The sequence below is a fragment of the Arthrobacter sp. TmT3-37 genome (genome assembly GCF_054510835.1).
The window spans coordinates 67,239-92,863 of sequence record NZ_JBTNDU010000016.1 but is presented as its reverse complement, the minus strand read 5'-3'; the positions used below and the strand labels follow the sequence as shown (position 1 = coordinate 92,863).

30 protein-coding genes are annotated in these 25,625 nt (G+C 70.1%); 8 read left to right on the top strand and 22 right to left on the bottom strand.

The genetic code is table 11. The features are described from left to right. The first annotated feature begins 104 nt into the window (after positions 1 to 104). Both mmsA and mmsB read left to right on the top strand, forming a co-directional pair. Positions 105 to 1,652, top strand: coding sequence for a multiple monosaccharide ABC transporter ATP-binding protein (mmsA, locus tag ACX80U_RS16330; RefSeq protein WP_459269187.1), 1,548 nt, complete (start codon positions 105 to 107; stop codon positions 1,650 to 1,652). Beyond that, the gene (gene mmsB / locus ACX80U_RS16325) at positions 1,649 to 2,857 is read left to right on the top strand and encodes a multiple monosaccharide ABC transporter permease (protein WP_133079916.1); all 1,209 of its coding nucleotides are present in this window, start codon (positions 1,649 to 1,651) and stop codon (positions 2,855 to 2,857) included. The genes mmsA and mmsB overlap by 4 nt, the downstream gene beginning before the upstream one ends. Before the next feature lie 147 nt (positions 2,858 to 3,004). Here the strand turns inward: mmsB and ACX80U_RS16320 are convergent, their stop codons facing one another. The 12 genes from ACX80U_RS16320 to ACX80U_RS16265 all read right to left on the bottom strand — a co-directional run bounded on the left by ACX80U_RS16320 (position 3,005) and on the right by ACX80U_RS16265 (position 13,068). Next, positions 3,005 to 3,640, bottom strand: coding sequence for a vitamin K epoxide reductase family protein (locus tag ACX80U_RS16320; protein ID WP_459269186.1), 636 nt, complete (start codon positions 3,638 to 3,640; stop codon positions 3,005 to 3,007). Continuing rightward, a complete protein-coding gene (locus ACX80U_RS16315) occupies positions 3,637 to 4,074 on the bottom strand; it encodes a DsbA family protein (protein WP_459269185.1) in 438 nt (145 codons plus the stop codon). Before ACX80U_RS16315 ends, ACX80U_RS16320 begins: the two co-directional genes overlap by 4 nt. 88 nt (positions 4,075 to 4,162) lie before the next feature. Continuing rightward, positions 4,163 to 4,903 carry a cation transporter gene (locus ACX80U_RS16310; RefSeq protein WP_459269184.1) on the bottom strand — a complete coding sequence of 247 codons (741 nt, stop codon included), beginning with the start codon at positions 4,901 to 4,903 and terminating at the stop codon, positions 4,163 to 4,165. Then, a complete protein-coding gene (locus ACX80U_RS16305) occupies positions 4,903 to 5,247 on the bottom strand; it encodes an ArsR/SmtB family transcription factor (protein ID WP_459269183.1) in 345 nt (114 codons plus the stop codon). Before ACX80U_RS16305 ends, ACX80U_RS16310 begins: the two co-directional genes overlap by 1 nt. Before the next feature lie 118 nt (positions 5,248 to 5,365). Beyond that, positions 5,366 to 5,743, bottom strand: a complete 378-nt coding sequence (locus ACX80U_RS16300; protein ID WP_459269182.1) for a hypothetical protein — start codon at positions 5,741 to 5,743, stop codon at positions 5,366 to 5,368. 46 nt (positions 5,744 to 5,789) lie between these two features. Then, complete coding sequence (locus ACX80U_RS16295; protein WP_459269181.1) at positions 5,790 to 6,401, bottom strand: hypothetical protein; 612 nt, start codon at positions 6,399 to 6,401, stop codon at positions 5,790 to 5,792. 84 nt (positions 6,402 to 6,485) lie between these two features. Next, on the bottom strand, positions 6,486 to 7,415 hold the full coding sequence (locus ACX80U_RS16290; RefSeq protein ID WP_459269180.1) for an alpha/beta hydrolase: 930 nt from the start codon (positions 7,413 to 7,415) through the stop codon (positions 6,486 to 6,488). A gap of 77 nt (positions 7,416 to 7,492) precedes the next feature. Further along, positions 7,493 to 8,215, bottom strand: a complete 723-nt coding sequence (locus tag ACX80U_RS16285) for a DNA alkylation repair protein (RefSeq protein WP_459269179.1) — start codon at positions 8,213 to 8,215, stop codon at positions 7,493 to 7,495. Positions 8,216 to 8,260: 45 nt separating this feature from the next. Then, a complete protein-coding gene (locus ACX80U_RS16280; RefSeq protein ID WP_133079924.1) occupies positions 8,261 to 9,844 on the bottom strand; it encodes an FGGY family carbohydrate kinase in 1,584 nt (527 codons plus the stop codon). Beyond that, positions 9,841 to 10,860, bottom strand: a complete 1,020-nt coding sequence (locus ACX80U_RS16275; protein ID WP_459269178.1) for an L-idonate 5-dehydrogenase — start codon at positions 10,858 to 10,860, stop codon at positions 9,841 to 9,843. The genes ACX80U_RS16280 and ACX80U_RS16275 overlap by 4 nt, the downstream gene beginning before the upstream one ends. Before the next feature lie 55 nt (positions 10,861 to 10,915). Further along, positions 10,916 to 11,686 (bottom strand): SDR family oxidoreductase, encoded by a 771-nt coding sequence (locus ACX80U_RS16270; protein ID WP_459269177.1) that lies wholly within the window; start codon positions 11,684 to 11,686, stop codon positions 10,916 to 10,918. Continuing rightward, positions 11,686 to 13,068 (bottom strand): GntP family permease, encoded by a 1,383-nt coding sequence (locus ACX80U_RS16265; protein ID WP_459269176.1) that lies wholly within the window; start codon positions 13,066 to 13,068, stop codon positions 11,686 to 11,688. Before ACX80U_RS16265 ends, ACX80U_RS16270 begins: the two co-directional genes overlap by 1 nt. A 99-nt stretch (positions 13,069 to 13,167) precedes the next feature. Between ACX80U_RS16265 and ACX80U_RS16260 the strand changes: the two genes are divergently transcribed. After that, the gene (locus ACX80U_RS16260) at positions 13,168 to 13,887 is read left to right on the top strand and encodes a FadR/GntR family transcriptional regulator (RefSeq protein WP_459269175.1); all 720 of its coding nucleotides are present in this window, start codon (positions 13,168 to 13,170) and stop codon (positions 13,885 to 13,887) included. A gap of 38 nt (positions 13,888 to 13,925) precedes the next feature. Here the strand turns inward: ACX80U_RS16260 and ACX80U_RS16255 are convergent, their stop codons facing one another. Next, complete coding sequence (locus ACX80U_RS16255; protein ID WP_459269174.1) at positions 13,926 to 15,287, bottom strand: MATE family efflux transporter; 1,362 nt, start codon at positions 15,285 to 15,287, stop codon at positions 13,926 to 13,928. 72 nt (positions 15,288 to 15,359) lie between these two features. On the opposite strand from ACX80U_RS16255, the gene ACX80U_RS16250 reads away from it, so the two are divergent. After that, positions 15,360 to 15,716 carry a hypothetical protein gene (locus ACX80U_RS16250; RefSeq protein WP_459269173.1) on the top strand — a complete coding sequence of 119 codons (357 nt, stop codon included), beginning with the start codon at positions 15,360 to 15,362 and terminating at the stop codon, positions 15,714 to 15,716. Between the two features lie 174 nt (positions 15,717 to 15,890). Continuing rightward, complete coding sequence (locus ACX80U_RS16245) at positions 15,891 to 16,982, top strand: S1C family serine protease (protein ID WP_459269172.1); 1,092 nt, start codon at positions 15,891 to 15,893, stop codon at positions 16,980 to 16,982. A 4-nt stretch (positions 16,983 to 16,986) separates the two neighbouring features. Here the strand turns inward: ACX80U_RS16245 and ACX80U_RS16240 are convergent, their stop codons facing one another. The 3 genes from ACX80U_RS16240 to ACX80U_RS16230 all read right to left on the bottom strand — a co-directional run bounded on the left by ACX80U_RS16240 (position 16,987) and on the right by ACX80U_RS16230 (position 19,644). Then, positions 16,987 to 17,787: a GAF domain-containing protein gene (locus ACX80U_RS16240; protein ID WP_459269171.1), complete on the bottom strand. Its 801-nt coding sequence runs from the start codon at positions 17,785 to 17,787 to the stop codon at positions 16,987 to 16,989. 27 nt (positions 17,788 to 17,814) lie between these two features. Further along, a complete protein-coding gene (locus ACX80U_RS16235; RefSeq protein WP_459269170.1) occupies positions 17,815 to 18,552 on the bottom strand; it encodes a GAF and ANTAR domain-containing protein in 738 nt (245 codons plus the stop codon). A gap of 300 nt (positions 18,553 to 18,852) precedes the next feature. Then, entirely contained in the window at positions 18,853 to 19,644 is a 792-nt protein-coding gene (locus tag ACX80U_RS16230; RefSeq protein ID WP_459269169.1) for a metallophosphoesterase family protein, read from the bottom strand. A 177-nt stretch (positions 19,645 to 19,821) separates the two neighbouring features. Between ACX80U_RS16230 and ACX80U_RS16225 the strand changes: the two genes are divergently transcribed. The 3 genes from ACX80U_RS16225 to ACX80U_RS16215 are packed head-to-tail and all read left to right on the top strand — an operon-like array spanning position 19,822 to position 22,061. After that, a complete protein-coding gene (locus tag ACX80U_RS16225; protein ID WP_208740316.1) occupies positions 19,822 to 20,484 on the top strand; it encodes a DUF6766 family protein in 663 nt (220 codons plus the stop codon). A 49-nt stretch (positions 20,485 to 20,533) separates the two neighbouring features. Beyond that, positions 20,534 to 21,409 carry a putative protein N(5)-glutamine methyltransferase gene (locus ACX80U_RS16220; protein ID WP_459269168.1) on the top strand — a complete coding sequence of 292 codons (876 nt, stop codon included), beginning with the start codon at positions 20,534 to 20,536 and terminating at the stop codon, positions 21,407 to 21,409. 58 nt (positions 21,410 to 21,467) lie between these two features. Next, positions 21,468 to 22,061, top strand: coding sequence for an LURP-one-related/scramblase family protein (locus ACX80U_RS16215; protein WP_459269167.1), 594 nt, complete (start codon positions 21,468 to 21,470; stop codon positions 22,059 to 22,061). On the opposite strand, the gene ACX80U_RS16210 is transcribed toward ACX80U_RS16215, so the two are convergent. The 6 genes from ACX80U_RS16210 to ACX80U_RS16185 form a co-directional block, all read right to left on the bottom strand. Beyond that, a complete protein-coding gene (locus ACX80U_RS16210) occupies positions 21,982 to 22,362 on the bottom strand; it encodes a hypothetical protein (protein WP_459269166.1) in 381 nt (126 codons plus the stop codon). The two genes, ACX80U_RS16215 and ACX80U_RS16210, sit on opposite strands and share 80 nt — an antisense overlap. A gap of 254 nt (positions 22,363 to 22,616) precedes the next feature. Then, positions 22,617 to 23,267, bottom strand: a complete 651-nt coding sequence (locus ACX80U_RS16205) for a hypothetical protein (RefSeq protein WP_459269165.1) — start codon at positions 23,265 to 23,267, stop codon at positions 22,617 to 22,619. Positions 23,268 to 23,403: 136 nt separating this feature from the next. Beyond that, positions 23,404 to 23,751: an iron chaperone gene (locus tag ACX80U_RS16200; protein WP_459269164.1), complete on the bottom strand. Its 348-nt coding sequence runs from the start codon at positions 23,749 to 23,751 to the stop codon at positions 23,404 to 23,406. A 42-nt stretch (positions 23,752 to 23,793) separates the two neighbouring features. Continuing rightward, on the bottom strand, positions 23,794 to 24,675 hold the full coding sequence (locus ACX80U_RS16195; protein ID WP_459269163.1) for a DUF4031 domain-containing protein: 882 nt from the start codon (positions 24,673 to 24,675) through the stop codon (positions 23,794 to 23,796). A gap of 30 nt (positions 24,676 to 24,705) precedes the next feature. Beyond that, entirely contained in the window at positions 24,706 to 25,008 is a 303-nt protein-coding gene (locus ACX80U_RS16190; protein WP_133079939.1) for a DUF4287 domain-containing protein, read from the bottom strand. An 11-nt stretch (positions 25,009 to 25,019) separates the two neighbouring features. Next, complete coding sequence (locus ACX80U_RS16185; RefSeq protein ID WP_208739281.1) at positions 25,020 to 25,571, bottom strand: dihydrofolate reductase family protein; 552 nt, start codon at positions 25,569 to 25,571, stop codon at positions 25,020 to 25,022. Positions 25,572 to 25,625 lie beyond the last annotated feature (54 nt).

Here is a 25,625-nt window from a genome sequence, read left to right as displayed (position 1 = left end):
GGGTGGGGGAGGGAGAGAGATCTTTGTTATCGGCGGGGGGGGGAGGGAGGGGCGCCACCCCCCCCCCCCCCCCCCGTCCTGCCCTAGAGCGAAGCGAGAACAGCATGAGCAACGTCATCCTCGAGATGGACAGCATCGTCAAGGAGTTCAACGGCATCCGGGCCCTCGACGGCGTCTCGGTGAGCGTGGAGCGCGGCGAGGTGCATGCCATCTGCGGCGAGAACGGCGCCGGCAAATCCACCCTGATGAAGGTGCTCAGCGGTGTCTACCCGCACGGCAGCTTCGACGGCACGATCACGCTCGACGGGAAGCCGGTCGCCTACGGCTCGATCAACGACAGCGAGCGCGACGGCGTGGTCATCATCCACCAGGAACTCGCCCTCAGTCCGTACCTGTCCATCGCCGAGAACATCTTCCTGGGCAACGAGGTGCAGCGGGGCGGGGTGATCGACTGGAACAGGACGAACCTGCAGGCCACGGAACTCCTCGCCCGGGTGGGCCTGCAGGAGAACCCCGCCACCAAGGTCCTCGAACTGGGGGTGGGCAAGCAGCAGCTCGTCGAGATCGCCAAGGCCCTGTCGAAAGAGGTGAAGATCCTCATCCTCGACGAGCCCACGGCCGCCCTCAACGACGACGACTCGGCCCATCTGCTGAGCCTGATCGAGCAGCTGCGGACGCAGGGCATCACGTCGATCATCATCTCCCACAAGCTCAAGGAGATCCGCGCGATCGCCGACACCGTCACGGTCATCCGCGACGGGCAGACCATCGAATCCTTCGCCGTCACGGACAGCGACGACATCGAGACCCGCATCATCCGAGCCATGGTCGGGCGCCCGCTGGACCACCAGTTCCCCCCGCGCGAGCCCTCCATCGGGGAGGAGAAGTTCCGGGTGGAGGACTGGACCGTCCACCACCCCATCGATGTGGAGCGGACCGTGGTGGACAGGGCGTCCTTCTCCGTGCGTGCCGGCGAGATCGTCGGATTCGCCGGACTCATGGGGGCGGGCCGCACGGAACTGGCCATGAGCATCTTCGGTCGCTCCTACGGAACCGGCATCTCCGGCCGCGTCTACAAGGACGGCGTGGAGATCCAGACGCGGACCGTCGGGGAGGCGATCCGCAACGGGATCGCGTACGTCACCGAGGACCGCAAGCGCTACGGCCTGAACCTGATCGGCAGCATCACCGTCAACGTCTCGGCAGCGGCCCTCGGGAAGCTCGCCCGGCTGGGGATCATCGACCGCCACCGGGAGTACGCCGTCGCCGACGAGTACCGCCGGCAGATGAACATCAAGACGCCGAGCGTCACCTCGGTGGTCGGTAACCTCTCGGGCGGGAACCAGCAGAAAGTGGTCCTCAGCAAGTGGATCTACTCGGGCCCCGACGTGCTGATCCTCGATGAACCGACGCGGGGCATCGACGTGGGCGCCAAGTACGAGATCTACGGGATCATCAACGAGATGGCGGCCCAGGGCAAAGCGGTGATCGTCATCTCCAGCGAGCTGCCCGAGCTGATCGGGCTCTCGGACCGCATCTACACCATCGCGGAAGGCAAGCTCACCGGCGAGCTGGATCGCGCCCACGCCAGCCAGGAGGAACTCATGCGCCACATGACCGCCGCCAGGAACCAAGGAGCACAGGCCTCATGACCACCACCACGCCCGAGCAGGCCACGGCTCCCGTCCCGCCTCGCCCCGATCCCGCCAAGAAGAGGCGACGCCGGGTCGACATGCGGCAGTACGGCATCCTCGCCGCCCTCGCCGTCATCATCCTGCTGTTCCAGGTCCTCACCGGCGGGCGCCTCCTGTACCCGGGCAACGTGAGCAACCTGATCCAGCAGAACGCCTACGTGCTCATCCTCGCGATCGGGATGGTGATCGTCATCATCGCGGGGCACATCGACCTGTCCGTCGGCTCGATCGTCGCGACGGTCGGCGCCGTGGCTGCGCTCTCCATGAACAGCTGGGGACTCCCGTGGGGTGCCGCCGTCGCGCTGTCGCTCCTCGTGGGCGCCCTGATCGGGGCCTGGCAGGGCTTCTGGGTCGCCTTCGTGGGCATACCGGCCTTCATCGTGACCCTCGCGGGCATGCTGGTCTTCCGCGGCGTGGCCCTCGTGCTGCTGACCGGCGGAACGATCAGCGGGTTGCCGCGGGCCTTCAACTCGATCGGCTCGGGCACGCTCCCTGCCACCGGCACACCGGACCTGATCACGCTCGGCATCGGCGCGCTGGCCTCCCTGGCCCTCGTGGCGCAGCAGCTCAAGGGGCGCGCCGACCTCCGGCGCCTCAACCTCCCCCGCGAGCGCACCCTGTCCTTCGTCCTGAAGATCGCCATCGCCGTCGTCGCCATCATGTACCTGTGCTACCTGCTCGCGTACAACCGCGGTACACCGATCATCCTGATCATCCTCGCGACCCTCGTCCTGCTGTACTCGTTCCTGCTCTCACGGACCGTGTTCGGCCGGCACGTCTATGCAATGGGCGGGAATCTCTACGCGGCCATGATGTCCGGTGTGAAGACGAAGTGGGTCAACTTCTTCATCTTCGTGAACATGGGCTTCCTGGCAGGCCTCGCCGGCGTCGTCAGCACCGCGCGTGCCGGCAGCGCCGTGGCATCGGCGGGAGGCAGTTTCGAACTGGACGCCATCGCCGCCGTCTTCATCGGCGGTGCGGCTGTGCAGGGCGGCGTCGGGACCGTGGTGGGCGCGGTGATCGGCGGCCTGGTCATGGGCGTCCTGAACCAGGGGCTGTCCATCCTCTCCGTCGACGCGGCCTGGCAGCAGGTCATCAAGGGACTCGTCCTCCTGCTCGCCGTCGCCTTCGACGTCTACAGCAAGCGTCGCACCGGCCGCTGATGCAGCGTACTCGTGGACGGGTGGCGGATCCTTCGGGGCCGCCACCCGTCCGCCATCACTCCACGCACCGGCGGGACGGGTCCACAGGGCCCTGACCGGGCCGCCCTACCGAGCGCACCCTCCCCGCCGTCCGCCTGCGGGGGCGGTTCAGATGAAGACGTAGAGGAAGCGGAAGAACACGGAGGCCGCGACGGCGATGTAGGTGACGGCGATGACGGGACCCACCCATGCCGCCAGCCATCGGGTGACGGCGACGGGTGCGGGGATGACGCCGTGAACCATGTTCCGGACGGTGGTGAGGATGAACAGGGGAATCATCGCCGCCCAGACGATCATGCAGTAGAGGCAGAGGACGTAGATCTCGAACAGGGCCTGGCTCCACAGCCAGGCCGCGAACACCACACCGAGCGTGACGCCTGCCTGCACGCCCACCCAGTACCAGCGATCGAACCGGGCACCGGCCAGCAGGCCCATGCCGGTGGTGATGATGACGGTGAAACCCACGAGACCGATGAAGGGGTTGGGGAAGCCGAAGAGCTCCGACTGCCAGGTCTCCATGACCTGTCCGCAGGACACCCAGGGATTGATGTCGCAGCTCGTGACGTGGTCCGGGTCCTGCAGGAGCTGAAGCTTCTCGAGGATCAGGATGGCGGCCGCGATCCAGCCGGTGATGCCGGTGGCCAGGAGGAGCAGGCCGAAGGCTCGGGGGCAGGCGAAGGGTGGCGTGTCGGTATCGGCTCCCGCCGCCGTGCTCGGGGACCGCTCGCGGGAGAGGTTGTTCATTGCGCTGACGGCCCCTCCTGGCTGATGGCGGTCTCGATGAGCCGGCGGAACTCCTCCTCGCTCGAGGGCTGGATCTTCTCGCCGTCGAGGAAGAACGCCGGGGTTCCCTGGACGTCGGGCGCCATGCCGTCGGCCTTGTCCTTCTGGATGCGCTCCATCGTCGCGGGACCCTCGACGGCGGCGTCGGAGGCGGCCAGGTCGAGACCGAACTCCTCGGCGTAGCCGCGGAAGACCGGCGACCGATCCTTATCGGCGTGGCCCCACTGCGCCTGCGTCTCACCCAGGCGCGCGTGCCTGTCCCTGAACCTGCCCTGCTGCGCCGCGGCTTCGACAGCGGCCGCCGCGGCCGCGGCGATGAGCCCGATCGTGATGCGGTCCTGCAGGCTCAGGCCCGTCGTCGTCCGGGGCTTCGTCCTGGGGAAGGGGGTCGGCACGGTGGTGTCTCCTCGTCGGCTGGATGCGTTCTCGTGCCCGGTCCCGACACGATGCCGGGACCGGCGGATTGAGGGCCTGCTCGTCTCCCTACTCGTGCGGGCAGCAGGCGTCCTGGCCGTTGTCGGAGGTGTCCCTCCCGGTATCAACGCTCCCGCCGTCTCCGAGGTTTCCGAGGCTCAGGGCGCAGCAGGAATCGCCCTTCCAGGCTTCGCGGCCCTCCTTGACGGCGACGGCGGCGATGACCAGGGCGGCGACCGGGTCGGCCCAGGACCAGCCGAGGGTGCTGTTGAGGAGCAGCCCGACCAGCAGGACACCGGACAGGTAGGTGCAGAGCAGGGTCTGCCTGGAGTCCGCGACGGCCGAGCGGGAGCCCAGTTCGCGTCCGGCGCGGCGCTGGGCCCACGACAGGAACGGCATCACGGCGAGACTGGCTGCAGCGAGGACGATCCCGACGAGGGAGTGATCTGCCGCAGCCCCGCCGAGCAGACTGCGGACGGCGTCGAAGCTGACGAACGCGGCGAGGCCGAAGAAGGAGAACGCGATCAGGCGCAGCGCGGTCTTCTCGCGGGCCTCCGGGTCGCGGCCCGCGAACTGCCAGGCCACCGCGGCCGCGGAGAGGACCTCGACGATCGAGTCCAGCCCGAAGCCGATCAGGGCGCTCGACGACGCGATCGTACCGGCGCTGATCGCGATGACCGCTTCGAAGACGTTGTAGGTGATCGTCGCGGCGACGAAGAGGCGGATGCGCCGGGACAGGATCACGCGACGCTCCGCGGTCGGCGCAGGTAGCAGTGATCGGCCCGACCCGATCGACGTGTGAGTGCTCATCAGCAGCAGGCCCTTCCGTCGACGTGATTCTCGTCAGCGGTGCAGCAGCACGCAGAATTGCTGACCGCGACGACGCTCAGAAGGGCGGTCAGTGCGTCCCCCAGTCTCCGGTCCGCCAGCTCGTACCGGACCCGCCGCCCCTCGGGGACGGCGACGACCAGCCCGCATCCGCGCAGGCACGTCAGGTGATTCGACAACCGCTGCTTGCTCACGCCCGCCAGCTCGGCCAGGTCACCCGGATAGGACGGGGCATCCCGGAGGGCCAGCAGGACGCGGGCGCGGACCGGATCCGAGAGGGCGTAGCCGAACCTGGCGAGCACCGAGTGATGGGTGAGCGTAGCCATCCGCCAATAGTACATAACCTCATGTACTGATTGGTGCGGGGTGGGAACCCCGGCAGGCCCGCCCCAGCGGGAGGCGGCCGGCCGGCATCCGGGCGGGGACCCGACGGAGGCTGGTCGGTCAGGTGTCCTGCCGTGGCAGGCGCTGGCCGTAGCGGGGTTCGTCGTCGGGCCCGGGATCCGCGGCGGGCGGGGCGGGCGCCGCCTTCCGGTCCGGCTTTGCCGACGAGCGGTTGACACCGGAGCCCTTGCTGAGGTGTTCGGAGTTCGGGGTCTCCGCCATCATGAGCATGGCGCAGATGACGAGGGAGACGATGAACGCGATCCCTGCCGCCGTGAGGCCGAGGTCGACGCGCAGCACGTTGCTGCCGCCTCCCGTGGCGAAGATCGACGTCGCCACCCCGGCCACGAGGGCCAGGACGGCCGAGAACACGAGCGGTGCCTTGATGCCGTGGCGGAATCGACCCTGCGAGGGCTTCCCAGGCTGGCGCTTGGCCACGGGCACTCCTTCCGGTGATGCAATATTTCTACGAGCTGTAGAGACTCTAGTTTACGGGGTCCGGCTCGCCCCGGGCGCCGGAAGTGGCCGGTGCGCTCAGCGCTGAATCGTGCCGGTAGCTCAGGGCGGCGATCCCGAGCACGACGGCGGTGAGCAGCGCCCCGCCACCGGCCACACCGAGCAGTGCATGGGCTCCGAGGTGCTCGACGAGCGGGAGCAGGGCGCCCGTGACGACCGCCACCGTCCCGACGATCACGAGGTCCCGTGCCATCACGGAACCGCGGGCCGTGAGTCCGCGCAGCACTTCGACCCCGCCGGCGACGACGAGGGCGACCGCGCCGGCGAAGGCGAAGCTGCGGTCATCGAGGAACACGAGGCTCGCTACACCCGCACCGAGGAGCAGTCCGCCACCGATGTCGGGCAGCAGCCGCGTGCGGGAAGCCCTGTATGGCAGGCGGTGCGTCCAGAGGTAGGCCGCGCCCGTGAGCAGGAGGTAGAGCCCGCCGGCGACGGACATCACCAGGGTGGAGGGTTCGCGCCAGAAGACGGTCACGAGACCGAAGACGGCGCCCACCCCGGCACGGGCCAGGAACGGCTTCCAGACCGACAGTTCGGACGCGTCGGACCCGGCGCCGGGGTCGGGCGGTGCAGCAGCCATCGAAGACCTCTCTGGACGGGGTGCGGGACCGGCGATCTCCGGCGAGTCCAGTTTAGTCCTCGGAACGCACCCGCCGCCCCGTCCCTACCCGGTGAACAGCGCGTTCCGCAGGGCATCGGCCTGGGCCCGCCAGAAGCTCCGGGAGACTCCCTTCCGCGCGAACAGCGTGTCGAAACCATGGAACGCGCCGTCCACGACGACCAGTTCGCAGGGCACGCCAGCCTCCTCCAACCTCGCCGCGTACGTCGTGTCCTCGTCGAAGAAGAGGTCGAGTGACCCCACGCCGATCCACGCCGGCGGCAGCCCGGTGAGGTCCTCCCGGCGGGCCGGTGCCGCATAGGGTGACACGCCGGGGCCGCCCGGGGCTCGGCCGAGGTACGACGTCCAGCCGAAGCGGTTGCTCCCCGGGGTCCATACCCGCACGTGGCGGGTATCCGCGTCGGTGCGCACCACGGTCCGGTCATCGATCATCGGGTACACCAGCAACTGGAAGGCGGGCCGCACCCCGCCTCGGTCATGGGTGAGGAGCGCGAGACCTGCTGCGAGTCCTCCACCGGCACTCTGTCCTCCGATCGCGATCCGATCGGCATCGATACCCCGCTCCTCCGCGTGGGCCGCGAGCCAGGTCAGGGCCGCGTACGCGTCCTCGAGGGCGGCCGGCGCGGTGTGCTGCGGCGACAGCCGGTAGTCGACGGACGCGACGGTGATCCCGAGGGTGCGTGCGAAGGCGAAGTTGGTCGCATCGTCCTGGGAACTGCTCCCGAGGATCATGCCTCCGCCGTGCAGCCACAGCAGAGCGGGTGCCCTTCCCACCAGAGTCCTCGGACGGATCAGGCGCACGCCCACGTCGGGCGCGCCATCGGCACCGGGCACGGCGATGTCGTCGACCAGGAGGTCCTCGGGGATGTCGGTGGCACTCCTGCGCGGCACGTTGGCGAGACGCGCCAGGCGCGGTCCGAAGGACAGTGGGGGGATCCACCGTCCGACGGCGAGGTCCGGATGGAATACGGTCACGGGAAGGCGCTCCTCTCGCTCGGCCATTGTTGCTCCCACCAGTCTGCCGCAGGACGTCGAGGCGGGGACCGGCCGGGTCAGGCCCGTTCCTGCCGGCTCACCATCTCGGTGATCCAGCTCGGCGCGAAGGGCGAGGTGCAGTTGGGCGGCGTCGGGTAGTCCTTCAGGACCTCGAGCCGTTCCCCGATGTCGAGGGCTCTGGCCCGCTGCGCCTCGTGTTCGATCCCGATCTGCGCGAGCGTGTGGTTCATGGCCCACTGCAGGCGGTCCGGCGCTTCCTTCATGCCGGCCTCGATGGTGTCCAGCAGCCCGGGCAGGTCGAGGCCCTCGGGCTTCCTGACCACGCGCTCGCTGGTGAGAGCCCAGCCCGCACTGGCCACGACGGGATCCGGATCGGCCATCCACTCGAGGCGGAGCCGTTCGGCGTGCGGGTTCTTCTTCACCACGTAGTTCACGAACCAGTCGTGCACCTTCGGCGAGCGTGCCTGGCGCAGCATGGCGTCGAGTTCGTCGTGCCCGAAGGACTTCGGCCGGCAGATCAGCAGCGCCACGAGTTGCGCTGCGGTGTCCGACGTGGCCCAGAGCGCCCGGGCGAGATCGTGGTGCGCCCTCAGCCGCTTTGCGAGCGCGCGCAGCGAGGTGAGGTTCACCCCGTGGTCGTCACCGTGCTTCTCGTTCACCGCGCGGATCCGCGGGTCCTCGAGCTCCGCCAGCTCCGCCAGCACGTCTGCCACCGTGGGCACTCCCACCGTCACCTCCGGCACTCCGGCCTCCCCTGCACTCGTTCGTCGTCGTTCCATCCTCCCGCTCCCGTGGCGGACGCGCCAGAGCCCGGGGTCGCGGTCTCACAGCGGCGGAGCGGACGGGGCGGGGCCGGGAGGAGCGCCGGGGTCGAGTTCGATCGGCAGGGACGGGGCGAGCCGGCGCAGGGACGTGAAGGCCGGGACGAGGGCGTCGTACAGCTCGGCGAAGACCGGCAGCAGGGAGGCGTAGACCGCGGCGGCGGCCGGCTGGGGGCGCACCGTCTCCTCGATCTCGACCATGTCGGCGACGACGTCGATCGACTCGATGAGGCCGAGAGCCTCCATCCCGAGCAGCGCCGCGCCGAAGCCCGAGCCCTCCTGTCCGTGTGCGAATTCGATCGGCATCCCGAACGTGTCGGCGAGGAGCTGGCGCCAGAGGGGGCTGCGCATGACACCCCCGGTCGCGCGGACGTGGGTGACGTCGAGCCCGGCGGAACGCATCGAGTGGAGCACCAGCGCCAGCTGGAGGCAGACGCCCTCGAGCGCCGCCCGCACGAGGTGCTCCCTGCGGTGCGCCCTGGTGAGACCGACGTAGGCGCCGCGAGGCAGCGAACTCCAGTGGGGCGCCCGCTCGCTGAGCAGGTACGGGAGCATGAGCAGCCCGCCCGATCCGGGAGCCACCCGCGCTGCCAGGGCCAGCAGTTCCTCCTCGGGCGGTTCGGCCAGGTCGGGGGCGATCGCGTCACCGGCCCACCCGAGCACCACCCCACCGTTGTTGATCGCGCCGCCGACCACCCACCGGGTGGACGTCAGCGCATAGCAGAACACGCCGCCGAGCGGATCCACCGCGGGCCGGTCGACCGCGACGCGCAGCGCTCCGCTGGTACCGATCGAGCAGGCCGCCACGCCGGGGCGCACGGCGCCCACGCCGAGGTTGGCGAGGGGACCGTCCGCGGCGCCGACCACGACGGGCGTCGTGCCGGGCAGACCCATCGCGGCAGCGGCGTCGTCCGTGAGGGCGGGCAGCACGGTCGTGGTGGGGACGATCTCCGGCAGCTGCTCGGGCTGGATGCCTGCGAGCGCGAGCGCCTCCTCGTCCCACGCCAGGGTGCTCATGTTCATCAGGCCGGTCGCGGAGGCGATCGAGTGGTCCACCACCAGCGCGCCGCAGATCCGCAGCAGCACGAATTCCTTGATGCCGACCCAGAACCCGATGCTCTCGCACAGCTTCGGCTCCTGCTCGCGGAACCAGACGAGTTTCGGGAGCGGGGACATCGGGTGCACCGGGGTGCCCGTGCGCCGGTGCAGGGCGAGCCCGCCGACCGACGCCCGCAGCCGTTCGGCCTGGACACGCGACCGGGTGTCGGCCCACGTGACGACCTCGGTGAGCGGTTCCCCGGTCGGGGAGAGTCCGATGAGACTGTGCATCGCCGAACTGAACGAGAGCCCTGCGACGCGCTGGGCGCCCACCTGGCGCACGACCTCACGCACCGACTCGAGCACCGCGGCGAGGATGAGCTGCGGATCCTGGACCGCCTGCCCCGGGTGGGGCTCGTCGAGCGGATAGCCCGCCGCATGGGACGCCTCGAGCGTGCCGTCCGTCCGGAAGGCGACCGCCTTGGTATTGGTGGTGCCGAGGTCCACGCCGATCACGACCGGCCCGGCCGGAGCTGCTCCCGGGGTCATCGCTCGCCGTGCCACAGCGAGATGACGACCTTGCCGGAGGTCTCGGAGTCCCGGGCGACGGCGAAGGCCTCGAGCGCGCGGTCGGCCGGGACCTCGTGAGTGATGACGTCCTCGATCCCCGGGGTGTCGTCGAGCAGTTCGATGGCCCGGTCGATCTCGTCGTCGAACCGGAAGGCCCCGCGGAGCTGGAGCTCCTTCGAGATCAGCGGGGCGAGATTGATGCCCCGGGGTTCGTTGGGCACCATGCCGACCTGGACGACGATGCCCGCCCGGCGGGCGGCCAGCAGGGCCGTGCTGACGGCGGCCGCAACGCCGGAACACTCCAGCACGACGTCGAATGCCAGGGCCGGGATCTCCTCGGTGCCGACCTGCACGGTGCCGTGCGCCCCGAGGCGTCGGGCGCGCTCCAGGGGGCCGGGGAGCACATCGGTGGCCACGACCTCGGCGGCGCCCTCGGCGAGGCAGGCAGCGACGGCGAGGAGGCCGATGGGCCCGGAACCGGACACGAGGACCCGCTTGCCCCGAACCCCTCCGGCGACCGTGATCCCGTGGAGGGCGACGGCGAGCGGCTCGGCGAGGGCGGCCCGACGCAGCGGCAGCCCGGCCGGGAGCGGACGCACCATGTGCTTGTCGACGAGCAGGAACTCGCTCATCCCGCCCTGGGTGTGCGGCCAGGTGGAGGCGCTGCCGAGGTAGGCACCCCCGGGCCACAGGTGCCTGCGGTCCTCGATGCCGTGTTCCGGACGCCCGAACGTCGCGGGATGGACCGTCACCGGCGTCCCGGGAGCAAGCTCACCGGATGGGTCGGAGTCCACGGTGCCCGACACCTCATGACCGGGGACGAGCGGTTCGCGCACGACGTACTCCCCGTTGGCGCCTTCGTTGTAGTAGTGGAGGTCGGATCCACAGACACCTCCGAAGGCCATCCGGAGCCGGACCTGGCCCGGACCGGGCTCGGGTGTCGGCAGCTCGGCCTCGACGAGGTCGAGCTTGCCGTTGATGACGAGGGCTCTCATGTGGTGCCTTCCCTTTCGATTCGACGCCGGACGGCCGCAGCCGCCGTGCAGGCTGTCAGACGACGGACGTCATCCCGCCGTCGACGAAGATGTTCTGACCGGACACGAAGGTCGATGCGTCGGAGGCCAGGTAGACGAGCGTCCCGACGAGCTCCTCGAACCTCCCCCACCGCTGGGCGGGGGTGCGGTTGATCACCCAGGTGTTGAACGCCTCGTCCTCGACCAGCGCACGGTTCATCTCGGTGGCGAAGTAGCCGGGAGAGATGGCGTTGACCTGGATGTTGAACCGGGCCAGGTCGGCAGCCATGCCCTTGGTGAGCATGGTCACCCCGCCCTTGGTGGCCGAGTACGGCGCGATGGTCTGCCGGGCGAGCATGGACTGGACCGAACCGATGTTGATCACCTTGCCCGAGCCCCGCTCCGCCATGCCGCGGGTGACCTGCCGGGAGACGTAGAAGACGCTCGACAGGTTCGTCGTGACGATGTCGTCCCAGTCGGCCGGGTCGAAGTCGTTGAACGGCGCGCGCCGCTGGATGCCCGCGTTGTTGACGAGGATGTCCGGCACCCCGTGCTCGGCGACGAGCGCCGCGATGCCCCGGGCCGCCCCGTCCGCGTCCGTGACGTCGAAGGTCGTGGTGGCGGGCACCGTCCCGGTCGCCTCACCGATGCTCGACGCCGCATCCGCCACGGCCCCTGCGTCGCGTCCGTGCACGATCACACGGGCGCCGGCCTGGGCGAGGCCGGTCGCGAGGGCGTACCCCAGGCCCCTCGAGGAGCCGGTGACCAGTGCGAGCCGACCGGTGATGTCGAACGCCTGCGGGGTCATCAGCCGATCCAGAAGACGAGGAGGGTCAGTCCGAATCCGGCCACGGATTCGAGCGACTGCTGGACGGTCCAGGTCTTCAGCGTGGTCTTCACATCCATGCCCATGAGCCGGCCGACGAGCCAGAAGCCGGAGTCGTTGACGTGGCTGGCGAACACGGATCCGGCGGCGCTGGCCAGGGTGATGGCGGCGATCTCGAGGGGGCTGAAGCCGCCGGCCAGCACCGCGGGGGCCATGAGCCCGGCAGTGGTGACCAGTGCCACGGTCGCGGAGCCCTGGGCCACGCGGAGGATCACGGCGATGATGTACGCGGCGAGGATGATCGGCAGCCCGATCGAGGCGAGGGAGTCCGAGAGCGCGTCACCGATACCGGAGGCACGCAGCACTCCGCCGAACATGCCGCCGGCGCCGGTGATGAGGATGACCGAGCAGACCGGGCCCAGCGCGGAGTCGAGCACCTTCTCCAGGGCGGTGCCGTTCTCGCCGCGCCGGTGGCCGAGCACCGCTGTGGCCACGAGGACGGAGATGAGCAGCGCGACCGGGGACGAGCCGATGGCGCTCAGCACCTGCACCCAGGTCTGTTGCTCGGCGTCGACGACGCCCGCGGCGTCGAGGAAGTCCAGGCCGGTGTTCATGAAGATGAGCAGCAGCGGCAGCAGCAGCATCGCGACCACGGTGGAGAACTTGGGCGGGTTGGTCGGCTGGTCGGCGTCGAGCGTGCCGAACAGTGCCGGGACCGGGAGGATGTACTTGGTGGCCACGAACTTGCCCCACAGGTAGCCCGTGACGTACCAGACCGGGAAGGCGATCAGCAGGCCGATGAGGAGCACGAGGCCGAGGTTCGAGCCGTAGAGCTCGGTCGCTGCGACAGGGCCGGGGTGCGGTGGCACGAAGACGTGCATCACGGAGAAGGCGGTGGCAGCCGGGATGCCGTACAGCAGCACGTTGGTGCCGCCCAGGCGTCGGGCGACGGCGAAGATGATCGGCAGCATGACGATCAGGCCCGCGTCGAAGAAGATCGGGAAGCCCATGATCAGGGAGGCCAGGCCGAGGGCGAACGGTGCTCGCCGTTCTCCGAAGACGTCGACCAGCTTGTCGGCGAGGACCCGAGCGCCGCCGCTGTGCTCGATCATCTTGCCGAGCATCGCGCCGAGGCCGATCAGCAGGGCGACGGAACCGAGGGTGGTACCGAAGCTGGTCACCAGGGTGGTGACGATCTCGCTCGTGGGGATCCCCGTGGCGAAGGCGGTCAGGAGGGACACGAGGACCAGCGTCAGGAACGCGTGTACCTTGAATCGAATGACCAGGATGAGGATCAGGGCGACTGCGCCCGCCGCGATGCCCAGCAGGGGTCCCGCGCCCAGCGTTTGGGTCCAATCTTCCACAGAACTCTCCATTGATGTTCGGCCCACGACGGGGCGACTTTGCGCTTGGAACCGTAGTCTGGCACGCACATCACGCTCGAAGCAAGAAAGATCACATCTTTGACGCGCAGTAGTCCCTCACCCGCACCTGCTCCCGTGCTGCACAACGCCGTCCTCGAGCGCCTGGGCAGCGAGATCGCCCAGGGCGTCCGGCCGGCGGGGAGCGTCATCACGCTCGCACGGCTGGAGGACGAGGCCGGAGTGTCCAGGACCGTCATCCGCGAGGTCGTGCGGATCCTCGAGTCGATGGGCATGGTCGAATCCCGTCGGCGGGTCGGCGTCACCGTCCTCCCGGTCGCCGCCTGGAACGTCCTGGACCCCCAGCTGATCCGCTGGCGGCTCCTGGGACCGGAACGCGTCACCCAGTTGCACCGACTGACGGAGATGCGGCTCGCCCTCGAACCGACAGCCGCCCGCCTGGCCGCGAGCAGGGCGACGCCCGAGACCGCCGCCGAACTGATCGAGCTCGCCACCCGCCTGCGGGTGCTCGGCGAGGCGGGCCGGGGGCACGAGCAGCCCTACCTCGACGCCGACATCGCCTTCCATGCACTGCTGCTGGCGGCGAGCGGCAACGACATGATGGCGTCCCTGCACGGGATCGTGACGGAGGTGCTCGCTGGCCGCACAGACCTCGGCCTCTCGCCGGCCGATCCGGCGCCCGTCTCGTTCGACAACCACGAAGGCGTCGCCCGCGCCATCGCCGACCGGAACGAGGACCTGGCGGAGGAGTACGCGCGGGCCGTCGTTCTGGAGGTGTGGCACGAACTGGGCGACCTCTGAGCCGGGAGTCCCGTCCTGCCCGAGGCGGGCCGTAGCGTCTACCCGGCCCGTTCCGCCCCGCGGCGCGTCGCCCCGGTGACCATCCAGCGGTCGTCCCGGACGCGCCAGCCCAGCGTCGCCGCGCGCGCGAGCATGTAGCCGATGCCGAAGGCGAGCCACAGCCACACGATCCCCTCGCCGCCCGACAGCTCCGCCCTGCCGACAAGAGCCAGCAGCGGCAGGTAGGCGACGAGGTTCACGACGCCGGCCGTGGCAAGGTACCGGGCGTCGCCTGCGCCGATGAGGACGCCGTCGAGCACGAACACGAAGCCGCAGACCGGCTGGGACGCGGCGAGCACCCACAAGCCCGCCGCGAAGGCGGACTGGACGGCCGGGTCGGTGGTGAAGATCCACCCGACGAAGGGAGCCACGGCCGCGAGCAGGCCTCCCGTGACAACGCCGAAGCCCACCCCCCACGTGATCATCCGCCGCGTCAGTGCACGGGCCAGCGGCCGGTTCCCCGACCCCAGCTCCTTGCCGATCAGTGCCTGCGCGGCGATGGCGAGGGCGTCGAGCGCGAAGGCGAGGAAGGTGAAGACCGTCATGACGAGCTGGTGCGAGGCGAGGCTGAGGGGACCCTGCGCGGTCGCGACGAGGACGGTGGCGAGGATCGCCACGCGTAGGGACAGCGTACGCAGCATGAGCCACGAACCGACGCTCGCCGTGCTGCGGATGCCGCGGAGGGACGGCTTCAGGGAGACCTGCTCCCGACGGGAGGCACGCACGATCATCACGAGGTACACGGCCGCCATCCCCCACTGGGCGAGGCTGGTCCCCAGCGCGGAGCCGGCGACCGACATCCCCGCGCCGTACACGAGCAGGTAGTTGAGGACGATGTTGACCCCGAAGCCCGCGCCCGCGACGACCAGCGGCGTGCGCGTGTCCTGCAGCCCGCGCAGCACCCCGGTGGCGGCGAGCACCACGAGCATGGCCGTCAGCCCCGGCATCGACCAGCGGAGGTAGTCGACCGCGAAGACGTGGACGGCGCCGTCGGCACCCAGCAGGGAGGCGAGCCCGGGGGCGGCGGCCCAGCCCGCGGCGGAGAGCAGGACCCCGAGCGCGACGGCGAGACCCACGCCGTCGCGCCCTGCAGCGAGCGCCTCGGGCAGACGGCCCGCACCGAGGAGACGGGCGACGGCGGGAGTGGTCGAGTACGCGAGGAAGACCATGAGTCCGACGGCGGTCTGCAGCACCGTGGATGCGAGGCCCACACCGGCGAGCTCGTCGACGCCGAGATGCCCGACGATCGCGGAGTCGGCGAGCAGGAAGAGCGGCTCGGCGATGAGGGCACCGAGCGCCGGCACGGCGAGCCGCAGGATACTGCGGCTGAGCTGACGGTTGCTGGGGAGGGTCTCGTGCACCGTCCCAGCGTAGGCCGAGGGGCCGCAGGGCCTAAGCTGGAACGGCCCGAACCGCCCAGCCACAGGGGAGTCATGAAACTCGGCACCAGGCAGTACCTGGCAGGACTGGTCCTGCTGTTCATCAGCACCCTCTTCGTGCCCCAGGCCGTCTCGGACTTCGCCCGGGCGGAGTCGACGGGCACGCCGGTGCCGGCCGAGGCTCCCCTGCTCCTGGCCATCGGCCTGCTCATCATCCTCGCCGCAGCCGCATGCATCGGCCGGGGCTACTGGCTCACGCACCGCAGGGGAGCTCCACGGAAGTCCCATCCGGAGGACGACCCGGACGAGCCGCTGCTGCGCCCCGGCTACGGGCCGGAGCCATCGGACCGGGACGCATGGCGCGACCATCCCCTGCGCCGGCACGACCGCGACGACGAAGGACGGTCCTGACCGCCCGCTGCGCGGGACGCTCCCCCGGTCGCCCTGTCCAGCCCCGGCGGTCCTTTTTTCCTCCTTGTCCGCCGCAGGCCGGCCTTCGTACGGTCTAATCACCCGGAACGCGCACACCGCGCGTCCCGGCCGCACTGCTGTCCGGACAGCCGGCCATCCGAGGAGGACGCCACCATGATGCCGAAGACCAGGATCCGCACGTCGGCGGTCCCGTTGACCCTCGCCCTCCTGCTCGCCGTGACGGCCTGCACCGATACCGGCACTCCCGACCCCGCATCGAGCGCGCCCGCCCAGGTGCAGGGCGGGGGTGCGACCGACAGCTCGTCGGACAGCTCGTCCGGGGACTCGGGCGGGCAGCAGGAGGACCTGAGCATCCCGGACATCGTCGACGCGGTACAGCCGTCGGTGGTCACCATCTTCACCGAGGGCGGCCTGGGCAGCGGCGTGATCTACACCGAGGACGGCCTGATCCTCACCAACGAACACGTTGTCCGCGGCAACGACGACGTCGAGGTCGCCTTCGCCGACGGACAGCGGGTGTCGGGGACCGTGGAGGCGACCGACGCGGTGTCCGACCTCGCACTCGTGCGGGCCGACCGCGCGGATCTGCCGGCAGCGACCTTCCAGTCCGGGCTGCCGCGCATCGGTGAACTCGCCGTCGTCATCGGGTCCCCCCTCGGGTTCGAGAACACCGCGACATCGGGCATCATCTCCGGCCTGCACCGGGAGATCCCGGGGTCCGCATCGACCAGCCAGTCGCTCGTCGACCTCATCCAGACCGACGCCGCCATCAGCCCGGGCAACTCCGGTGGCGCCGTCGTGAACGGCCGCGGCGAGATCATCGGCATCAGCGAGGCCTACATCCCGCCCGCACAGGGCGCCGTCGCCCTCGGCTTCGCGATCCCCGCCCCGACCGCCACGGAGGTGGCCGAGGAGCTCCGGGAGGACGGAACGGCGGAACACGCCTTCATGGGCCTGGCGCCGGGCGCGATCACGCCCCAGATCGCCGAGCAGTTGGACCTGCAGGACACCACGGGGGTGGTGGTCCTGTCCGTGTCCGAGGGAGGACCGGCCGACGACGCGGGCATCCGGCCGGGTGACATCCTCACCCGGATCGGGGACGAGGAGCTGTCGGCGCCCGAGGATCTCCTCTCGGCGCTGCGCCGGCGGGATCCCGGGGAGACGGTAGCCGTGGAGACCCGGCGGGGTTCGGAGACGCGGAGCGTTGACGTGCAGCTCACGGATCGGCCCGCTGCGGAGGGCTGACACCTCAGAGGAGGCTCCACGCCCTCCAGCCCGGATACACCTCGTGCTGCATCTCCTGGGCGAGGGACTCGAGGTCCTCGAGGTCCTGTCCCGGGAAGAGGCGTGGCGAGGTGGACATGACGCAGAGTGTCCCGATCAGCCATCCTCCCGGGCCGCGGAGGGGATACCCGGCGTAGAACCGGATGTGCGGTTCACCGGCGACGAAGGGGTGCGAGCGGAAACGCTCGTCCTGCACGGTATCGGGCAGGACGAGGGGCCCGGCGGACCGGATCGTGGCATCGCAGAAGGCCTGTGTCCGCTCGAGGTCCTGATTCGCCTTGCCCACCGCGGACTTGATGAACTGCCGGTGGTCCGCGATCAGTGCCAGCGTCGCCACCTCGCAGCCGAACCGCTCGGCGGCCCGACGGGTGATGCGGTCGAACCGCTCTTCGGGCGGGGTGTCGAGGAGGTGAACTCCGGCCAGGGACCGGAGCCGCTCCCGCTCCGCCGTCCCGGCGTCGAGGAGGACCGATCCTGCCGCTCCCAACTGGCGGATGAGCTCCAGCTCCTGGCCACCCGGCAGCTCCGTCCCGGCGGACGGCCCGATCTCCTGTGCGGCGCCCTGCCCGGACGCCTCCCGCGCAGCCTCGGCGAGGAGGTCGGACTCGAGGGGCGGGAGATCCGCCGACCCGCGGAGATAGGCGTCGATCTCCAGCTCCGAGAGGGAGCCACCCAGCGCGAAGTACTGGATCCACGCCTCGGCGACCGACATGCCTGCGCGCTGGAACGCGTCGGCGATCCGCCCGCGCCGGTTCCGCTCGTCCATTGCTCCCCGTTCCCCTTGGAGTGCGCCCTACTCGAAGTGTGTCCTGGCGGGCCCCTGTCCGAGCGACTGCAGGACGGAGGCCGCCACGTCCCGCAGCTTGATGTTCCTCGCACTGGATGCCGCTTTGAGGATCGACATGGCAGCATCCTGGGAGCACCTGTTCTGCCCCATGATGACGCCGACGGCGAGGTCGATGGTCGTCCTGCTCTCCATGGCCGCTCGCATGTCGGCGCTGGACTCGGTCAGGCTCGCTATACGCACCGCGAGCCTGAGGGACGCGGACACCTCCGCGGCGAACCTCTCGGCGGCCTCGATCGCCCTCTCCGTGAACGCGTCGGTGAGCGGCGAGTAGAAATTGAGCGCGGCCGTTGCATCACCCTCCAGCCGGATGGGCACCCCGAGGGCGGACTTGATGCCGTGGTCGCTGATCGCCCGGCTGTACTCGGGGAAGCGCTCCTCGGTGTCGAAGTCGGAGACGTAGTGGACGACGCCGAGGCGGGCGGCCCGCAGGCACGGTCCGTCGTTGTACTCGTACTGGACCTCGTCCATCTTCTGCGCGTCCGGACTGTTGCTCGCAACCGTCGTCTTGGTGCGGGCACGGAGAAGGGTCACGCCGCACAGGACCTCGTCGTCCTCGGCGGACAGCGTGTGGCCTGCGACCTTGACCAGCTTGGTCAGGAACTCCTCCACGTCGTCGCTGTCGAGGACCATGTCCTGCAGCAGGCCCGGGAACACAGGACTCTTCTCTTTCTCGTGATCGGCCAACGGCAAACCTTTGCATCAACCCCGCCCCGGTCGACGCGCGATGCTGGGCAAGAGGAAGGTGGTGGGCCGCCTGCTGCTAAACGGCCAGAGAAATCATACCCAATGGCGGGGATGCTGGAGCACGGCCCTCCTCCGGCCACCGGCCCGACTGTCAACCTGAGGCGATCTTGAGGGAGCTCACCCCGCACCTTGAGGAGTACGGCGCACACTGGACATACGCAGCAAATGGCCCGGACGTGTCCGCGGACTGACGTTGAATACATCGATGTGCTTGCACGGACATGGGGCGTCGGTCAGGGGTCAAGCAGCCGGCCCCCGACCGGACGCTTGCCCCCCGTCCAGCATCCCGAGCCGCGCGTGCTGCCCCCGGTAGACGGCCGTCCGCAGCTCGATGGCGTAGGCCTGGAGGGCCGGCATCCCGAGCTCGGCGGCGACGGCGATCTCCGCCTCGACGTCGTAGGCGACCCGCACGAACTGGATGCCGAACGGATCGTCGCGACCGCCGTCGGACTCGCCCTCGAGGATCACGTACGACGCCTGCGGCTGGTCGAGTGGATTCCCCACGCTGCCGACGTTCACCAGCGTGCGGCTCCGGTTGGTCGACACGAACGCGTCATGGATGTCGCCGTAGCAGACCACGTCCGGCAGGGGTCCACTCCCGGTCAGTCCGGTCGCCGCGAACATGCCCTCGAAGTCCTCGTCGCTGTGCCCTGCGTGGACCCGGTGGTAGACGCTCCGTGCAGAGGCGTGGAACATCCGGATGCGGCGGCCGCTCAAGGTGATGTCGTGGACGAGCGGAAGGGCCTGCAGCCACCGGCGGTCCTCCGCCGTCAGCTCGTGGTGCCACCACCACCCTGCCTCGTCCCGCCACTCGGGCGTCCCGCTCGGCAGGAAGTCGTCCCAGTTCCCACGCACCGTCACGGCGCAGTGCAGCCGGCTCAGGCGCACGCACTCGGAACCGCGCGGCCCCTTCCCTGCCACATCACCCAGGTTGTAGACGGTGGTGATGCCGCGCCGCCGGAGGTCCTCCAGGACGGCCGTGAAGGCGGTGACGTTCCCGTGCAGGTCCGAGATCACCGCGACGCGTTGCATGCCGTCAGACTATCCCTGGCGCCGCCCTCCCCGGGAAGACACCAGCCGGAGCCCACGGGAACGGCGCCGATGCAACCGCGGATGCCGCCCGGGTTCCGCTTGCCGCCCCGTCGCCGCCTTTCCTAGCGTTGAAGTGACGCGGACTGCGCGGGATCGATCGGAAGGACGGGTGCCACGATGAAGCATTGGATGAGGGATCACGGGCTCCTGCTCGCGAACCTCGCACTGTTCCTGTTCTCGTTCGTCGGGATGGTGCTCAGTGGGGTGCTCCACTACAACGAGGAACAACTCACGCACGGCGAACCGACCGTGACACCGGCCGGATTCCTCGCGACGGGTGATTTCCTCGAGGCCACCTTCGAGAACTGGGAGTCGGAGTTCCTCCAGATGGGCATGTACGTGGTGCTCACGGCCTACCTCTTCCAGCGGGGTTCCTCGGAATCGAAGCTGCCGGACAAGCACGAACCGCAGGACGACGACCCGCAGGATGCGGCAGGCGACAAGGACGCCCCGTGGCCCGTCCGGCGCGGAGGACTGGCCCTCACGCTCTATGAACACTCGCTGTCCATCCTGTTCTTCGCACTCTTCGCGGCATCCTTCCTCCTGCACGCGGTCGGCGGCAGCGAGGCGTACAACGACGAGCAGGCAAGCCACGGGCAGCCCGGGGTGTCGGTGCTCGGCTATCTGGCAACCTCGAGGTTCTGGTTCGAGTCGTTCCAGAACTGGCAGAGCGAATTCATGGTCATCGCCGTGATGGTGGGCGCCTCGGTCTACCTGCGCGAGCGGGGCAGCGTGGAGTCCAAGCCCGTGGCGATGGCACACAGCGACACCGACACCTGATCCCCGTTATCCTCGTGGTGCCAGGCCGCCTCCGCCGAAGGGCCGTTCCATGCAGCACTCCGCCCCGACCCGCGTCGGAACCCGCCCCACCGAGGCGGAACTGACGGTGCGGCTGCGCTCGGCAGGATGCGTGTTCGCGGAGGACGAGGCCCGCCTGCTCGCCGGGAGCGGTGCAACGGACGAGGTCCTGGCAGCCATGCTGGACAAGCGCCTGGCCGGCTTCCCGCTCGAGCACATCCTGGGCTGGGTGGACTTCCGGGGGCTGAGGCTGGAGGTGGGCCCGGGCGTGTTCGTGCCGCGCCAGCGGTCCGCGTTCCTCGTGGCGTGCGCCGTCGAGCTGACGGCGGCCGGCGCTACGGTCCTCGACCTCTGCTGCGGGTGCGGGGCGCTCGGGGCCGCGCTCGCCGACGCCGTCGGGGACGTGCGCCTGCACGCAGCCGACATCTCGTGTGCCGCCGTCGACCTGGCTCGCCGCAATCTCGCCCGCTGGGACGCGGAGCTCTACGTGGGCAACCTGTTCGATCCGCTTCCCCTGACCCTGAAGGGCTCCGTCGACACCCTGCTCTGCAATTCCCCCTACGTGCCGTCCGCGCGGGTGCAGACCCTTCCGGCCGAGGCGAGGGTGCACGAACCCCTGGCCAGCCTCGACGGCGGACGCGACGGCATGGCGGTCCAGCGGAGGGTCGTCCGGGAGGCCCGGCAGTGGCTGACACCGGGTGGGCACCTGCTGTTCGAGGTCGGGGAGGACCAGGAGCAGCACTGCGTGCGCCTGCTCGAGGACGGGGGTTACCAGGCGTGGCCCTGCACCCTCGAGGAGACCGGCGCCACCGTCGTCGTCGGACGCCGGCCGCTGGACCCGCACACCCCTGGCGCCGACGGGCGTGTCCACCCTGGGGACGACGTGCACCGGCGCACCACTGGTTAGTCTCGGAGGACCCGTCCCGCCACCCGTGCGGGACCCGGACCGACGAGGACAGGGCGGCATGGATCTGGCATACGGCGTGGAGCGCTTCACGGTCACGCAGAAGGTGACCTTTCTGGTGAACCGCTACGAGATACGGACGGCCGGTGCGGACGGCCGTCCCGGCGACCTGCTGGCCTTCGCCCAGCAGAAGCGCGCCGCCTTCAGGGAGCAGGTCACCTTCTACCAGGACGAGTCGCGGCGGCTTCCCCTGTTCTCCTTCCGGGCCCGGCAGCGGCTGGACATCGGCGCGACCTATGACGTCCTGGACGCGGACGGGCGGCCCATCGGCAGCTTCCGCAAGGACTTCGGCGCATCCCTGCTGCGCTCCACCTGGCACCTCGAGGCCTCCGGCATCCAGGCGACGGGCAGCGAGCGCAGCGTCGGAGTGGCCCTCGGCCGGCGGCTCTGGGAGATGCTGCCGGTCCTCGACTCCCTGCCGTCACCGTTCAGGTTCCACTTCGACTTCCTGGATCCGGCAGGCACGCTCCTGCTGAGCTCGGAGCGCGGCCAGTCCCTCCGCGACAGGTACCTGGTCACCGTTCCCGGCGCACGGCTTGACGGGCGGGTTGCTGCGGCGATGGCTGTTGCGCTCGACGCCCTGCAGGACCGGTAGGCCGGTTGGTGCCCTCGACGGCGGCGACCGCCCGCCCGCGTGCCGTCGCCGAGCAGGTCCGGAAGGTGTGGACGCCCGCTGGGCCGGAGCCGCTGTAGGGAGCGCGGCAGCAGGAGTCGGAACCGAACATCGCCAGGTCGTCGATCAGTTCGTTGACGGCCTGGGAGACGCAGTCGCGATCGTCGGCCGGCAGGACCATCAGACCGTGGAGGTAGGCATCGACCTCGAACCGGCCGATCGAACCTCCCATGTTCAGGAAGTGGTCCCAGACGATCGCCAGGGACAGGTCCGCGTGCCTCATCGCGGTGGCGGTACACAAGCCTTGCATAGGGGGATTCCTTCGGGCGGCCCGGACGGGGGCGGGAAGCCGCTCGGTGTCCACCACCCGACGGGCAGCGCGGCAGGGTTCCTCCGGCAGCCGGCTTCCTGACCGCCCATGGAAGCTCCGGCGCCTGCCGGGCATCCTTGCTCCGTCCATTCTGGCACCCGGGTGGCGCTTCGTGCAGGACTTTTTCTGCACTGGACGACCCCGCGCCCCGATGCTGGGCGGTCCGGTCACGCAGGCGGCCGCAGTGCGGACAGCACGACGACGACATCCGCCCCGTACTCGGCGTCCATCCGCGTCTGGACGGAGCCGTCGTCGTACACCACCGTCACCGTGAGGTAACCGTCGTGCAGGTCACCACCCAGTACGGGCAACCCACCGGTCCCGAGGATCTCCTGCTGGATCCGCTCGAGCTCGTCCGGGCTCGCAGGGCCCTGCCGACCCTCGGCGAGACGCGGGTCCTCGACGGGCAGGGCGTCGTAGAGGGACAGGGGGATCGGCTCTCCGGTCCGCGTGAACACCGCGCCGTTCCAGGTGCCCGTCACCGCATACGCGCCCCAGGTCACGCCCGACGCCGACTCGGCCTGCGGCGCCAGGGACCAGTCCCAGTTCTCGATCGGGGGTCCGCTGCACTGGGGCGGGTAGGACTCCATCACGCCGCCGAGGCAGAACTGCGGTGGTGCGTCCGCGACCTGGAGGACCGTGCCCTGGCCGATGACCGCCCCGGGCGCGGCGGGTGCAGCCGTCAGCGGTGCGTCCGCTGGTCCGGTCGCGCCGGGATCGGCAGCCGATGGCTGCCCCGGCGGAGCACCCGGTGTCGCACACGCCGAGAGGAACACCGCTGCGAGGGCCACGACGCCCAGCCTTGTCGACCACGTCATGCCTCATCTTCGGCCGCTGCCTTCCGGAAGGCCATGGAACCGCCGGAATTCGCGCCGAACCGTGACCGGAGCGCGAGGCCACGACGGCTTCGACGCCCCGCTGCGGCCCGACCGGTTACGGGTCCTGCGCCCCGCCCTACGGCCCTGTGATCTCGATGCTCCGCAGGCGCACGATCTCCCGCACGACATCGTCGGGCACCGGCCGCGCCGCGGAGAACCGGATGGTCCCCTTCGACAGTGAGAACCCACCGAGCGACGGCGCTACGGCCTCGACCACCGCGGGAGAGAAAGGATGGAGCGAGAGGTGGTTCGCGGCAGCGCCGACGCCGACCAGCGGTTTCCCCTGGAGCAGGAGGGCCGGGAGGCCGTAGCTCCGGCCCGCCTCGGCCTCGGGACGGGCGGACCGGGCGATGTCGATGATGCGCTGCAGGCAGGTCCGGTCCGGTTCCTGCAGTTCTGCCAGTGCCGCGCCGATCGGGTCCATGCGGCGATCCTAGACCCGTGCTCCGGAGGAGGCATCCCGTGGCTACACCAGGGACTCGAGTTCCTGCATCAGGTTCCGCTGCGCGCGCTCCGCCCAGTGGCCCTGCGCTGCAGCCGTGCGGTACAGCGGGTCGAGGGCCAGCAGCCGCAGCAGCACGGCCCGCCTCCCCGTTGTGAATGCATCATCGGGAATATGCGCGTACTCCTGCCGGACGGCGTTGGTGTAGCGGGCGTAGGCCTCGGGAGGGCTCGCGAGCACCGAGAGGTCCGCATCGCAGAGCAGCTGGCCGGAACGGTCGTCGGGGGCCGGATCGTGTGCCACGGTGACCAGGACCAGGCGCCCGACCTCCCGCGCCGCCGACGTGCCCAGCGGTTCCCGGAGGCGTTCGACGGCGAGGTGTGCGGACGCCTGTTCGTCCGTCCCCGCCGATCCCTCGTACACGGCGTCGTGGAACCAGGCGGCGAGCAGCACGGACCGGCGCAGGAGCGCGTCGGCCGGTTCCATCAGGACGTCCAGCGCCTCGAGGACGGCGATCAGATGGGTGGGGGTGTGGTACTTCCGGTGCGGCTCACTCCATCGGTCGAGCAGTTCCCGACCCAGGGCTGGTTGCGCCGGCAGGAGCGACTCCCAGCGGGACGCCAGGGCGGCTCGGAGCCGGGGCGCCCGTTGCCGGGCGGGGATCCGCAGCCCGCTCGCGATGAGCGCACGCACCAGTTCCGTCCCGCTGACCTCCCGCGCTCCCCGGAGGACGAGGTCCCGATGGCGCCGCGCGGGAACGTCGTAGTGGTCCTCGTCGAAGGCCCGGCGCGGGATGCCCGCCGCCTCCGCGAACGCATGCAGTTCATCGAGCGACGACGTCGAGACCAGGTGGGAGAAGACGGTCCCGTGGGCGGGCCAGGACGGCGGATCGATGAGGACGGCCATGACCAGAAGTCTAGGTGGATCGCCGCAGCGTCAGGGCGCCTCACCCGCCGGCCTGGTCGCCCTGCCGTCGAGCCACAGCTCCGCCGACTCGTCCCGGTGGGCACCGTCGGCGCCCACATGCTTTCCACTGATCGTCGCGCCGTTCCTGATGACGTGCACCAGGGCCATGGCGTGGCCCCGCCCGAGGTCGTAGTCCTCCTTCAGCCAGGCGACGATCTCCCCGGCCTTCGTCCCCGGCGTGGCGAGGCCGCGCGCGGTCGCCCGCTCGAGCAGCTGGCGCGGTGTCAGCCCCGTCTTCACTTCGATCGCATCCAGGTATGCCTGAAATGACATGTCTTTCCCTCCTATTCGCCGCGGAGCCCGTACGAGGCCAGGACATTGCCTTTGCTGGTGGTGGTCGTCTCCTGCAGTTCCAGGCGGGTCACCGGGTCGGATGCTTCGAAGAGGTGGCGGCCCGTGCCCGCCACCACGGGATGGATCATGAGCATGAGCGAGTCGAGCAACCCGGCGAACAGGAGCTGGCGGACGAGGGAGATGCTGGCGCACACGGCGATGTCCCCGCCGTCCGTCTGCTTGAGCGAGCGGACGAACTCCTCGAGGGGTGCGTCCATGAGGGACGCGTTGGTCCAGCCCAGGTCACCTCTGAGGGTCCGGGATGCGACGAACTTCCGGACCGGGTTGATGAAGCCACCGAAGGGATCGGCGGCTTCCGCTGCGGGCCAGTACTGCGCCCACTCCTCGTAGCCGTGGCGGCCGAGCAGCACGGTGTCCACCCTGGCGATCATCTCGCCCATGCCGGCGCCGAGTTCCGCGTCGAAGCTGTCGAACTGCCACAGGTGGGGTGATTCGACCACTCCGTCCACGGAGGAGAAGAGTCCTGCTGTGAGTCTGCGCATGAGGTGCTTCCGTTCGTCGGTGATGGCAACGTGTCCCAGTAGACGCCACGGAGG